The organism is Mucilaginibacter conchicola (assembly GCF_003432115.1).
Lineage (GTDB): Bacteria > Bacteroidota > Bacteroidia > Sphingobacteriales > Sphingobacteriaceae > Mucilaginibacter > Mucilaginibacter conchicola.
In genome coordinates, this window is the sequence record NZ_QWDC01000003.1 from 361537 (window position 1) to 374757 (window position 13221).

The 13221-nt window shown below is 44.9% G+C and carries 12 protein-coding genes; 5 read left to right on the top strand and 7 right to left on the bottom strand.

All coding sequences use genetic code 11. From position 1 onward, the window contains the following. Nucleotides 1-140: 140 nt before the first annotated feature. Nucleotides 141-2750 carry a DNA mismatch repair protein MutS gene (mutS, locus tag D0C36_RS18285; RefSeq protein ID WP_117393103.1) on the top strand — a complete coding sequence of 870 codons (2610 nt, stop codon included), beginning with the start codon at nt 141-143 and terminating at the stop codon, nt 2748-2750. A gap of 147 nt (nt 2751-2897) precedes the next feature. Here the strand turns inward: mutS and D0C36_RS24585 are convergent, their stop codons facing one another. Then, nucleotides 2898-3035 (bottom strand): hypothetical protein, encoded by a 138-nt coding sequence (locus D0C36_RS24585; RefSeq protein WP_158557142.1) that lies wholly within the window; start codon nt 3033-3035, stop codon nt 2898-2900. 59 nt (nt 3036-3094) lie between these two features. On the opposite strand from D0C36_RS24585, the gene D0C36_RS18290 reads away from it, so the two are divergent. Beyond that, complete coding sequence (locus tag D0C36_RS18290) at nt 3095-3709, top strand: C40 family peptidase (RefSeq protein ID WP_233524517.1); 615 nt, start codon at nt 3095-3097, stop codon at nt 3707-3709. A gap of 51 nt (nt 3710-3760) precedes the next feature. Further along, a complete protein-coding gene (locus D0C36_RS24890; protein ID WP_262512210.1) occupies nt 3761-3883 on the top strand; it encodes a hypothetical protein in 123 nt (40 codons plus the stop codon). Between the two features lie 4 nt (nt 3884-3887). Here D0C36_RS24890 and D0C36_RS18295 read toward each other — a convergent pair whose 3' ends face one another. Together D0C36_RS18295 and D0C36_RS18300 are read right to left on the bottom strand one after the other, a co-directional pair. Beyond that, the gene (locus D0C36_RS18295; RefSeq protein WP_117393104.1) at nt 3888-5795 is read right to left on the bottom strand and encodes a DUF3857 domain-containing protein; all 1908 of its coding nucleotides are present in this window, start codon (nt 5793-5795) and stop codon (nt 3888-3890) included. Continuing rightward, nucleotides 5792-7765 (bottom strand): DUF3857 domain-containing protein, encoded by a 1974-nt coding sequence (locus D0C36_RS18300; RefSeq protein WP_117393105.1) that lies wholly within the window; start codon nt 7763-7765, stop codon nt 5792-5794. The genes D0C36_RS18295 and D0C36_RS18300 overlap by 4 nt, the downstream gene beginning before the upstream one ends. 105 nt (nt 7766-7870) lie before the next feature. Here D0C36_RS18300 and D0C36_RS18305 point away from each other — a divergent pair, with 105 nt between their 5' ends. Then, entirely contained in the window at nt 7871-8902 is a 1032-nt protein-coding gene (locus tag D0C36_RS18305) for a 3'-5' exonuclease (protein WP_117393106.1), read from the top strand. 182 nt (nt 8903-9084) lie between these two features. Here the strand turns inward: D0C36_RS18305 and queG are convergent, their stop codons facing one another. Beyond that, nucleotides 9085-10023: a tRNA epoxyqueuosine(34) reductase QueG gene (gene queG / locus D0C36_RS18310; RefSeq protein ID WP_117393107.1), complete on the bottom strand. Its 939-nt coding sequence runs from the start codon at nt 10021-10023 to the stop codon at nt 9085-9087. Nucleotides 10024-10138: 115 nt separating this feature from the next. On the opposite strand from queG, the gene D0C36_RS18315 reads away from it, so the two are divergent. Next, nucleotides 10139-10429: a hypothetical protein gene (locus D0C36_RS18315; protein WP_117393108.1), complete on the top strand. Its 291-nt coding sequence runs from the start codon at nt 10139-10141 to the stop codon at nt 10427-10429. A 39-nt stretch (nt 10430-10468) separates the two neighbouring features. Here D0C36_RS18315 and D0C36_RS18320 read toward each other — a convergent pair whose 3' ends face one another. The 3 genes from D0C36_RS18320 to D0C36_RS18330 form a co-directional block, all read right to left on the bottom strand. Further along, nucleotides 10469-10942, bottom strand: coding sequence for a nuclear transport factor 2 family protein (locus D0C36_RS18320; RefSeq protein WP_117393109.1), 474 nt, complete (start codon nt 10940-10942; stop codon nt 10469-10471). Between the two features lie 75 nt (nt 10943-11017). Beyond that, nucleotides 11018-11887, bottom strand: coding sequence for a polysaccharide deacetylase family protein (locus tag D0C36_RS18325; protein ID WP_117393110.1), 870 nt, complete (start codon nt 11885-11887; stop codon nt 11018-11020). A 159-nt stretch (nt 11888-12046) separates the two neighbouring features. After that, on the bottom strand, nt 12047-13213 hold the full coding sequence (locus tag D0C36_RS18330) for a Gfo/Idh/MocA family protein (protein WP_233524518.1): 1167 nt from the start codon (nt 13211-13213) through the stop codon (nt 12047-12049). Between the last annotated feature and the right edge of the window lie 8 nt (nt 13214-13221).

Here is a 13221-nt window from a genome sequence, read left to right on the forward strand (position 1 = left end):
TTTTTAAGAGAACGCAATGTCTGATTATTTTCAATTCCAAAATTCTGTAATTCTATTCCACATCCCTTTAACTTTTCCACAATCCGCTATATCCGCGGGCAATAAATTAAATTAGCGGATTAATAAAAACGAGGACAAAATTGGCTAAGAGCGATACGAAAGAAACGCCGTTAATGCAGCAATATAACGCCATAAAGGCGAAATACCCTGGCGCATTGCTGCTGTTTCGTGTGGGTGATTTTTATGAAACTTTTGGTGCCGATGCCATCAAGGCTTCGGGGATTTTGGGTATAACCCTTACCCGCCGCGCCAATGGAGCCGCTTCGCATATCGAGCTGGCCGGTTTCCCGCACCACTCGCTGGAGACTTATTTGCCAAAATTGGTGCGGGCAGGGCAGCGCGTAGCTATCTGCGATCAGCTGGAAGACCCTAAATCTGTTAAGGGTATTGTGAAACGCGGCGTTACCGAATTGGTTACGCCCGGTGTTGCCGTTAGCGATAATATCCTGCAGCAAAAGAGCAACAACTACCTGGCCTCTTTATATTTCGAGAAGAACAGCATTGGCATTGCGCTGATAGATATTTCAACCGGCGAGTTCCTGACCGCGCAGGGTAGTGTAAACTATATCGATAAGTTGCTGCAAAGCTATTCGCCAAGTGAGATCATTTTCCCTAAAAGCCGCAAAGGTGATTTTACCGGCAGCTTTGGCGACCGCTTTTATACCTACATGCTTGATGAATGGCCTTACAGCGGCGACTATGCCAACGAGACGCTGTTAAAGCACTTTGGTGTAAAATCGCTAAAAGGTTTCGGTATTGATAAGTTGAACCTGGGTATTGTAGCTGCCGGTGTGGCGCTACATTATTTGAACGAGACCGAGCACCGCAACTTGCAGCACATATCGGCAATTAGCAGGATAGAGGAAGACCGCTACCTGTGGCTGGATAGGTTCAGCATCCGCAACCTGGAATTGGTAGGCTCTGCCAACGAGAACGCTACCACATTGGTTGATGTGCTGGACAATACCTGCTCGCCGATGGGCGCGCGTATGCTACGCAGATGGATAGTTATGCCGCTTAAGGAAATTAAGCCCATACAGGACAGACTTGGCGTTGTTGAATACCTGATAGCCGAGGAAGAGCTGCGCGAGGAATTGCAGAACCAGATACGCCAGATAGGCGACCTGGAAAGGCTGATCTCAAAGATAGGGTTGCAGAAGGCCAATCCGCGCGAAGTTTGCCAGTTAAAGAAAGCTTTATTGGCTATCGAGAGCATCAAAAAAACAGCCGAGTCATCATTAAGTGAACCGCTAAAAGCCATTGGTGACCAGTTAAACCCGTGTACGTCAATCTGCGAAAAAATAGCGCGTGAGTTACATCCCGAGCCGCCGGTAATGATGGTGAAGGGTATGGTAATGAACGATGGCATAAACGAAGAGCTGGACCGCCTGCGCAAGATAGCTTTTGGCGGTAAGGGTTATCTGTTAGAGATCCAGAAACGCGAGGCAGAGGCAACGGGTATCCCGTCACTTAAGGTATCTTTCAATAACGTGTTTGGATATTATCTTGAGGTTACGCACAGTCACCGCGATAAGGTACCTGCGGATTGGATCCGCAAGCAAACGCTGGTGAATGCTGAGCGCTACATTACCCCTGAGCTTAAAGAGTACGAAGAACAGATATTAGGCGCCGAGGAAAAGATCCTTGCGCTTGAAACTAAGTTATACAACGACCTGCTTTACACACTGGCCGAATACATTAAGCCTATACAGCTTAATGCTTCGCTAATAGCGCGTTTGGATGTGCTGCTTAACTTTGCTACCATATCCATTAAAAATTACTACGTAAAGCCTAATGTGAACGATACGCGCGTGCTGGATATTAAAGGCGGCCGCCACCCTGTGATAGAAAAGAACCTGCCGCTGGGTGAGGAATATATCACTAACGATGTTTTTTTGGATTCGGAGTCGCAGCAGATCATTATCATCACCGGCCCCAACATGGCAGGTAAGTCGGCATTGCTGAGGCAAACAGGCCTCATTGTTCTGATGGCCCAGATGGGTTGCTTTGTTCCGGCTAAATCGGCATCGGTGGGTTTGGTTGATAAGATATTTACAAGGGTAGGGGCATCAGATAACCTGTCATCAGGCGAATCGACCTTTATGGTGGAGATGAACGAGACAGCCAGTATTCTCAATAACCTTAGCGACCGCAGTTTGATCCTGCTGGATGAAATTGGCCGAGGTACCTCAACCTACGATGGTATCTCCATTGCCTGGGCCATTGCCGAGTTTTTGCATAACCACCCGGCAGCAAAAGCCAAAACACTTTTTGCCACCCACTACCACGAACTGAACGAGCTGAGCAACAGCTTTAACCGTATCAAGAACTATAACGTATCGGTAAAGGAGGTTGGACAACAGATCATCTTCCTGCGTAAACTGGTGCCGGGAGGCAGCGAGCATAGCTTCGGGATCCATGTGGCCAAACTTGCGGGTATGCCGCCAAAGGTTTTAACACGGGCCAATGAGATTTTAAAGAAACTCGAGAACGAACGCACCGGCGGCGAACACATAAAAGAAAGTATCCGCAAGGTGCAGAAACAAGCCGTACAGATGCAGATGTTCTCGATAGATGATCCTGTACTGGTGAAGATCCGCGACACGCTGAATAACCTGGATGTGAATACATTAACGCCGGTTGAGGCGCTTATGAAGCTGGATGAGATACAAAGGCTGATAAAGAGTTGATTGTAGATGTGCAGGTGTGCAGATTTCAAATGTGCAGATGCTTCTCAACTTTACCAAACACGATGTCATTTCGAACGAGCGATAGCGAGGAGAACCGGAACGAAGTGGAGCTCATCGTAGATAAATCTTCTACGCGCGATACTTGCGTTATTTGTCGCTTGTAGAAGATTTCTCGTCGCCCTCGTGCATAGGCCCGCTCTTCTGCTCGCTCGAAATGACATCGTACTTATAGGGGCTTTTCATTTGCACACCTGCACATCTGAAATCTGCACATTTACCGCTCATTGTTAAAATGTTTAAAACATCCATTGTAACGTTTTATCCATTACAGATATCTTTAGGGCATGATATCTATCCGCTACTATAGGCTGCTTTTGTTCTGCGCGGCCATTGCTATATTCTCTTCTTGTTCGCATAAATTAACGCCACGTAAATCGGCCGACTATGCAAACGGTGCTATACCGGTGAAACGTGGCCCGTATGTAATGGTAAAGCCCGATAAGAGCATAGCCGAGAAGTATTCAAACCTGATGGGTATCAGTCGCGGCGATATACAGAATGGGCGTTTATACAGCTTTATTGACGAATGGTACGGTACGCCTTACCGTTTTGGTGGGATGGATAAGGACGGAGTAGACTGCTCGGGCCTGGTGTTTTTATTGCAACTGCAGGTGTATGACCAATCTGTACCGCGTACCTGCGCTACCCAGGTAAATATCATTAAACGTAAATATGAGGAAGAATTGCAAGAAGGAGACCTGGTTTTCTTTGATTTTGATGGCAAGCAATTTAGCCACGTAGGCGTGTACCTGCAGAATGGCTATTTTGTACATGCCAGTACCCGCAAAGGCGTAATGATAGCAAGGCTGCATGATATCGGTATTTATAAGTACTTTTCTCGCGCAGGGTCAATAGTGGTAGATCCTACCGCCAGCGCACAAATTGGCAGCGGCCAGTAACCTGATATTTAAAAGCCCCCAAACTAAGATATTTCTTAACTTTGAGGCCTTATGCCAAAGCAAAAGCACGATTACTCTTTCTGGACAAAATACAAGCGCTTTGCCGGTACCGAAATTATGCTTTACGTTATCATGATCGTTGGCATCATTTTAGGTATCATTATCTTTAGCTAACAGTTTAGTTTTTTACCAACGATACCGTATACGCGTCGTTATCAGCTATTTTCTGGTAAAACTCAACCAGTTTACTGTAAACCTCTTTATCATAAGTGCCGTCAATAATCTCTATACGGCGTTTGTATATCAGTTTATCGCCGGTAATGGTTACGCTTGCGCGATACTTGCCAAATGGCTGCGACAGGTTCACTACCCATGGGTCGCTATCGGGGCGATAGCCCTTGGGTAATGTATAAGTTATCTCATCTTCATCAGTATAACCGCGGTTAATATAAACCGGATTTATGCGGTTGCGTACATCTTTTAACGAGCGCATACGGTTAACCGGGTTCAACGAGAAATAAAGCTTCCCGTTATCTGCCGATGCAAAGTCAGCTGCGTTAAGTTTAATGGTCTCTGTGGCAACCGGCATTTCTTGTTTATCCTGCTTAAGGTTAAATTTTTCTATCTCCAGGTTGCTAATGTTATTGTATTCTTTCCGCAACCACTTAACCTGCTCGTTAAATGGCTCACCTACTAATTGCTCAGGGTTATCATATTGCGTGCCTTTATATATGGTTACCATATCGCCGCTAAGGTCACCATTATCTGCAATGCTGAATTGTGCATTTCGTGTTTGCAGGTTTTGGGCTGTGGTATATTTTGGGGTGCGCATTAGTTTACCACCCTCAGGCGTACAAGCCAACACGGTACGGTCATCAGTAAAGTTGCTTAAAAAGCCGAAGGGGATCTTTTGGCTGGTACATTCTAAAAAAGTGGTATCGTTTTTAAAAGGCAGGCATAGGATGATGTGGTTCCCCTGGTCCATGGTGGCAAAATCATTAAGCATGCTTGTTTTGTTCGATCCGGCTTCCACAACGCAATACCATGCCGGGATATTGGCAGCTTCTAACAATGCCTGGGTATAATTCACCAGGCCTTTACAATCACCGTAATTAAGCTTATCCACCTCTGATGCGGGGTACGGTTGAAAACCGCCTATACCTATTTGCACGCTGATATAGCGGGTTTTGCTTTGCATGTACTCGTAGATCTTTTTAGCTTTTTGCTTAGGGTCGCTGATATTTGCTGTAAGCTCTTTTACCTGGTCCTTTGCAAATTGAGGCAGGTCCTGGCGGCCTTTAAGCAGGTTGTCATATTCCCAGCGGCCAAGATCGTTCCAGTTGCTATACGTGCCGGGTATGCCGCTGTAAGTAAACGTTTTGGGTGCTATTTTTACTTTGCTTAAGTAGTTCTCTGCAATAGGGCTGTAAGGCTCGCTACGATAAGCTTTTAGGTTGCTTACCTGCCAGTTGTAGGTAGTTAATCCCTCCTGGTTTTTGCCGGTGGTCATTTTAGCCGGCATGTTTATCTCTTTATAACTTATCTTAAAATCGGGTTTACAGGCAAATGTGTAGCTGCTTTTTTCAACAGCGATACTAGCATCAGGCATGGGGCGCCAATCCGGCAAAACCAAGGTTTGTTTATAGCGCATTTCCACCTCGTACTCAATTGTATACGGGTATGATGCAATTGATGGCAAATAATGTTTAACCCTCGAATCCTGGTATAACGAAAAACCATCCGTAGTGCCTTCATCATTAAAATTCCGTTCAGAAAACTTATTTACCAGCTTACCAAACTCGTCATAAGTAGCACCTTTAATACTCTTAATGGCGCGGCTCTTATCATAAAATAAAACTATCCGGGCATCGTCATCGCCATTTTTATTAAGTATAGTGATGGCTTTTTTTATGCGATACACCATGCTGCCTGCATCCTTTATCTCGGTAACAACACTCTGGTTACGTATAACCGAGCTTGTATAAGGTAGCAGCTCCTTAGGGATAAGATTAACGGCGTAATTATCCTGTGCCTTAGCAGTTATTGCCGGCAGCAGAAGTATTAACAAAGTACAAATGCGTCTCATGATTTTTTCTTAAACACTATCTCGGCTTTTTCTGAGGCGATGATCTTGTTATACAATTCTTTAAGGTAAGGGTATTCTTCGGGGGCGTAAATGGCTTTATCAAACTGCATAACGTTTGAGTAAGAGAAGTTGCTGCCTTCGCCGCTAAAATCTGTCATAAAACGGCCGCCTTTGTTTGGCAAAGCGATATTGGCCTGTTGCGGTGCGCTCTCGATACCATAACCGGCGGGCAGGTGCATAGTGATAATGTAACGGCTGCTTGATGGCATGCCACGGTCAACAGGGTAAGCGCGGTCTTGCAGTTTAAAGGGATTATCAACCATCCTGTCTAAAATAATTGGGTTAAAGGCCATTCTATCGTGGTTTAAGCCGTTGTAAAGGTCTATCTCTACGTCATACTTCTCGCTCAATGGCTGGTCAAGGCTATGCAGGTTACCAAACTCAGATTTTAGGATCTTTACGTGGGTTAAACGTTCATCAAGGTTCTCTACATACTCGTCTGTTGAGTTAAATTTTTTGATGGCCTGGCGTTTAAGGTAACCATCGTACCCGCTTGAGTAGGTGGTGATGGTGCCTTTTAGCTTGCCGTTAGTTTGCAAGGTAAGGTCAAGCGCGCTGGTGGTTATTTTACGTTGTTTGTTGTTCAGATCCATCCAGTACGATGGCTTGTCGAAGCAAATAACACGCCCCTGGTCGTTAAGGCATCGCATAGGCAGGGTACCAAAAGGCAGCAAGGGGTCGCTGGCATCAAGTAAATACTCTTCGGTGCCAATGGTGGCTTTAGCTATTACATAGTTAAATTCGCGTTCAACCGGGTAAAGGCGGTTAACCGTACCATTATCACGTGTTGATAGCAGTACGGCATCCGTTTTTATACCTGCCGAATTTAGCGCTGCCACTAACGCAAGGTTTATATCGCCAACATGGCCGCTATGGGTATCAAGTGCTTTGCGCACATTGTCGCTACCGGTAGATACGATACCGTTCCATTTAATTGTTTTTTGGATGTACTGATATACGGCAATGGCTTTTGAAAGGTCATCTTTAGCACCTGCAACTACGGGCAACAGGTATGGTTTCATCAGGTTCTTTTTTATCTGAGACCCAAAATAATCGTCATGTTTAAGGTTGTAATCAATATCGGCCCACTCTTTGGTTACGCGTTGTTTAGCCCCGGTCATGGGGTTTACCCACTCCTGCAGGTTAAAGTAAACGGCAGACAGGAAGTTCTTTGGTGCTGTCATGTAATCTTCTTCTATCATAGCCGGGATATCTCCCATACCGTATGACATGAAAGAGCAATCGCATTTTGCACCGCGGGCACTAAAGCATTCTCTCTCAACCTCTGATGTGTTTTTAGTGAGCTTTAAGCCTCCGCGCATCATAGCTGTATAAGTCCAAAAGGCGGGTATATGTACCTGGTATTCTGAGTATATTTTGGGGATATCACTCTGAAAATCCCATGACGGAAAGCTATAGAACCCAGGGATGATCTTTGTGTATGAATATTCAATAATACAGCCATTGCGCAGGTTAGGCATGGCAAATTTTATCTCTTTCCAGTATTTGTTCAGGCTTGTTGTGTAAATCTTGCTTGCATCGAGCTCGGCGGTTCTAATGCCGCCGGCATCGTCAGTATAAGTTGTAGTGGCTTTAATATCCATCACATCTTCAATTATTTCATCGTAGCTGCGAAATGGGATAGTGATGGTACCTTTATCAAAAGCTTTGCTATCTAATATTTTGATCTTAACGTGATACTTAAAAAACATATTTATACGGTCGTTATTGCCCATATCAATGCGGGTCGACCCAAATTCGTTTAATACGTAAGCATGCGCAGATGTATCGTTCTTGTAGTTTTTTTGTTGTAATTCTTCAACGGTAAATTTACCGAAGGGGAAATCCTGCGCTTGTGCAAATGTGGCAATGCAGATGATTACCAGCAGGTTGAGTAAAAATTTATACATATAGTTTAGGCATTAATTATTGACTTGAAAATATTAAAAATTACTTAAAATTAAATAAGAAAAATGAAGCTGTTTTTGGCACCTTTGTAATACTTACAAGTTATAATGAAACTACAATTAAAGCGTCCGCTTGCATTTTTCGACCTTGAAACTACCGGAACCAATATTGGTGCCGACCGCATAGTTGAAATATCTGTAATTAAGTTGCACCCTGATGGTACCGATGAGGCCCGTACATGGCGTGTACACCCCGGTATGCCAATCCCGCTTGAGTCATCTTTAGTACATGGTATATATGATGAGCACATTGCTAACGAGAAACAGTTTGTTGAGCTGGGCCAGGAGATAGCCGATTTTATCCACGAGAGCGACCTTGCCGGATACAACTCTAACAAATTTGATATCCCGATGCTGATGGAAGAGTTTTTGCGTGCAGGTGTCAATTTTGACCTTGATAACCGCCACTTTGTGGATGTGCAGAACATTTTCCACCAGATGGAGCAGCGTACGCTTAAAGCTGCGTACCAGTTCTACTGCCAAAAAGAGATCATCAACGCACACTCTGCAGAGGCCGATACCCGCGCCACTATGGAAGTTTTGCTGGCGCAGATAGAGAAATATGCCGATGTGGAGTGGGAAGATAAAAAAGGTAACAAAAGCGTACCTGTTGTGGGCGATGTAGAAGCGTTGCACAAATTTACCAACCTAAGTCGCCCTGTTGATTTTGCCGGCCGCATGGTTTACAACGAACAAGGCGAAGAAACCATTAACTTTGGTAAGCACAAAGGCAAACGCGTTGAAGATGTACTTAACGTTGAGCCAAGCTACTACTCGTGGATGATGCAGGGCGATTTCCCGCTGTACACCAAACGTAAGCTGGAAGAGATATACAAACGCTGGAACGCCAAAAAAGCTGCCGAGCGATACCAAAATCGCGCGCAGCAAATGGCAACCGGTGAAGGGCAGCAACAAGCCGCTAAACCTGCTTTCCAGAACAATGCACCAAAAAGCAGCCCTAATGTAAACCAGGGCGGCAACCAGCAATACAATAAGCCTTTTAAAAAGAAAGAAGAACCGGCTAAGCCTGTTAACGATGATATGCTGGCACAACTGGCTATGAAATTTAAGAAGGGGTAGGTATTAGAGGTTAGAGATTTGTGATCAGAGATTAGTTTCTCTGTTTTGAAACCCAAAAGACTCGTCATTGCGAGCGTAGCGTGGCAATCCCCGATATACAGAGCCGCTCGGTAAGTAGGGGATTGCCACGTCGCTGTCGCTCCTCGCAATGACGTATGATCCTGATCTCTAATCCCCAATCTCTAATCACTCTTACGAAGAAAGCTAATATTCCTCGTCAGCCCATCAAACTTTGTCCTCTTAACTGCCGAGTTTTTAAATACCTTTTGGAATACCTCAGTGGTAATATCTTCCCAATCCTGTTTTTTTAGGCCGTGCAGATCGGGGTGGGGTTGAAATGCAGGTTCGTTATGGAGTACAGAGAAACGGTTCCAGGGACAAACATCCTGGCATACATCGCAACCGAACATCCAGTTGTCCATTTTGCCTTTAAATTCCTGAGGTATCTCGTTCTTTAGCTCTATGGTGAGGTAAGAGATACAACGGCTGCCATCTACTATGTACGGGCCTACAATGGCATCGGTGGGGCAGGCATCAATACATCGGGTACAGTCGCCGCAATGGTCGGCAGTGGGTTGTATATCATAGGTCAGCTCAATATCTACGATCAGCTCGGCTAAAAAAAAGAATGATCCGGTTTTTTTACTGATGAGGTTGGTGTTCTTGCCTATCCAACCCAGTCCGGCTTTTTTTGCCCATGCTTTGTCCAATACAGGGGCTGAATCTACAAAGGCACGGCCACCAACTTCGCCAATTTTCTCGTTGATAATCTCCAGTAGTTGCTTCAGTTTATCTTTAATAACCGTATGATAATCGGCACCATAAGCGTATTTGGATATTTTGGGTGCTGATGGGTCATCCTGTAAGGTATCGTTATAATAATTTAATCCGAGGGAGATTACCGATTTTGCACCATCTACCAGCAGGCGCGGGTCAAGGCGTTTATCGAAGTAGTTTTCCATATACTTCATTTCGCCGTGCATGCCCTTATTTAGCCAGGCTTCAAGGCGGGGGGCTTCTTCTTCCAGAAATTCAGCTTTTGAGATACCACAGAACAAAAAACCGAGGTTTTTAGCCTCAGCCTTTATCAGCTGCGAGTATTCAAGGAGCTTGCTGTTCATCGGGCACAAAGATACGCATAAACCCATTTATGGTATGGCTTTTGGTACGTTTAGGCAAAACCGAAGAACATGTTGTAAAAAGACTAATTATATACACATCTAAAAAAACATCACTATGGAAGAATATTCAGGAGGGTTTGACCGAGCCAACGACCAAGGCCAAAACCACGACATAAAAGGAAACGTAGAGAACGTAAACAACGAAACGCTTAAGCAGGATGAAGATAACCAGAACGATAACCCCGATCTGGCTAAGGAGATACCAACCGTAACACCGGAGACGGCTGTAGGGGCTACCACAGAAACACCGATAGCCGAACTGCCCAACGATGTGCCGGAACTGGAAAACCCAACCGACCAGACATCCTCAAACAAAGGACAAGGCCCCTCGGGCGAGAACCTTTAAAGCAAAAAAACCCTTCAGCAATCCTGAAGGGCTTTTGTTTTATTTAGCGTGATACAGCCGCGAATTTGAATAAGTGGCCTCGCTTATTATTTTATCGTTCTTTATTTTGAAGATGCTGCAATTACGCAGATCATACCTGATGGGGCTGTTAAGCTTATCATGCAGGCCTATTACATCATACTCCACTATCATGGTGCTATCATTATTGATCACATTATCCACCAGGTATTTAGCATCAGGCGATACAGCAAAAACCTGGTGAAACATCTGGTCGGCACCGGGGCGCCCGTAGCTTTCGCCATCCCAATCGGTAGTGGTTATTTTAGCTTTATCGGCGTATTGGTTAACCAGGTCGGTTAAGTTATGATCATTAAGGTATTGAAAATGCAGGTCTATCAGTTTACGCGATAATTCGCCGGGTGCATCAGGTACTTTTACTACGGGTTCCTGGTTGCAGGCGGCAAATACAGCGATAGATACAAGTGCGAGAGCAGTGCGCAGGGTATTGGTCATGCCTAAAAGTAGATAAGTTCTTTTAAAAACAAAAGCCCTTCCGCAATACGGAAGGGCTTTTCTATGTTGAGTTATTTAGAAACTATTTCTGATACTGTTGCTAAGGGTTCTTGCACTCCAGTAACCGCTATCTAAAATACGGCGTAGGGTGAATAGTGGCTCGTTAGGGTCACGTTTGTCTGCTAACTGGAAAGCGCCAATGAAACCGCGTTTCTTCAATTCAGGGATACCTTGTGCATTCCATAAACCGAATGGGTAGGCAAACCAGGTGATCTTTTTACCGGTTATTTCTTCCAGTTTTTTGGTTGGTTTATCTAACTGGGTTTCCCAGTCTTTACCCTGAAATTTTTTGAAATTGTGGTGGTCCCAGGTATGTGAGCCGATAACATGGCCTGCATCGCTCAGTTGTTTGATCATCTCTTTGGTCATGTAATGCGGGCGGCCGATTGATACGGTCATTACAAAGAAAACGCCTTTAAACCCGTATTTCTTCATCTCTGGCGCCGCAATGGTAAACTGGTCAAGGTCGGTATCATCAAAGGTTAACATAATTGGCTTTGATGGTAGTTTTGCACCGTTTACCAGGTAGTTGTAATACTCATCGGGCAGGATGGTGTGGTAACCGCTATCAGCAAGCATTTTCATGTGCTCTTTAAAAGCAGCTATTTGTACAATGTAGTCTTTAGCACCTTTAGAGTCGGTTGGTTTCCAATCGCGGATTTGGTGGTAGCAGATCACCGGAACCTGCTTTTTGGCCATCACGGCGGCTTTATCAATAGCACCTTTGGCAACCTGTGCCACCGGCGATTTGGTGTCTTCAGTAGCAGCTGCCGTACGCGCTGCGCTATCAGCCTTAACAGTTTTATCGGAGTTTGCCGGTTTTGACTGACATGATAACATGCCTATAACACATAGGGGCAGCAATGCCGAAAGTTGTTTGATCATAATACAGATGGTAATGTTTTGAACTGCTAAATTAGAATAATTTAGGCGCGCAATATTAACTGTTAATAAAATTTAATAAGTTTCTAATTTACTTAACATAGGTAGGTAAACAACAAAGCCCCCAACACTGTAGGGGGCTTTGTTATGCATTTGAAAAGCTTACAATACTATCCGTTTGCCTTCGGCGATGGAGCGTTTGGCGGCATCCAGTATCTGCATCACTATCATATTATTGCGTAACGATGAACGGTCTGATATACCCAGCATGCGATTTTTTACTACCGATTCCAGGTAAGTTATCGGGTTATCATTAGGGGCAGCCAACGGTGGCGCAACAGATGTAACCGTTGGGAACTTATCTATATGCGTTAACAGGTTATCCTTGTCAAAGGCATGCATGTAACCTTCGTCGCCAAAAACCTCAAGGTCTTTGATAGAGTAGGGCCAGTTCCATGATGCCTCAATGATGCCTGTAGCTGTAGGATACTCTACGATGATGGTTGCATCGTCCTCAACCTTAGGATAGGTTTGCGGCTTGTAGTGGCGGGCTATGGCGGTAACTGCAACCGGGCGCTGGCCATTCATGAGCCAGGTAAACAGATTGGCACCATAACAGCCAAAATCATTAAGTGCACCGGCACCATTTTGATCCGGATCGGTAAGCCAGTCGGTAAAATCCTTGCTGCAATTTATTTCCTTAGGCCCCTCGTGCCCATCATGCGCTACCATTTTACGGATCTGGCCCAGGCTATCTTTTCTGGCCACATCGCGGATGCGGCGGTAAGAGGGGTACCAGGTAGTTTCGTAATTAGTAAGCAGTTTAATGTAGTATTTTAAAGCTAAAAACTCCATACGCTTAGCCTGTGCAAGGGTAGCGGCCAAAGGTTTCTCTACCATTACCGAAATACCCAGCGGGGCGCAAACCTCAACAACATCAATATGCTTGGCTACCGGGTTGTAACCCAAAACCACGTCGGGCTTTTTGGTAGTGGCCATTGTTTTAAGATCATCAAAAAACAACGAGTCGGGGATATTGTATTGTTGCTGCAGGCGTGCACGCAGGGTTTTATTGGCCTCGGCAATACCTACAATGTTCACCTTACCATCGCGGTAATCGCTCAATATAAGGTGTACATGGTCATGAGACAGGCCTGCAATGCCCAGTTTCATGGTACTTAACAGCACGGGCTTTAAAGGAGCTAAAACCATAGCCTTTGCATTTGCCGGTGGCATAATACCAGTGGCTTTTGGGCTTTGCGCCATTACAGCAGTTACAAAAGTAACCGCTGCAATGGTAAAGCATAATACTGTTTTTGCGAACTTCATTCGTAATG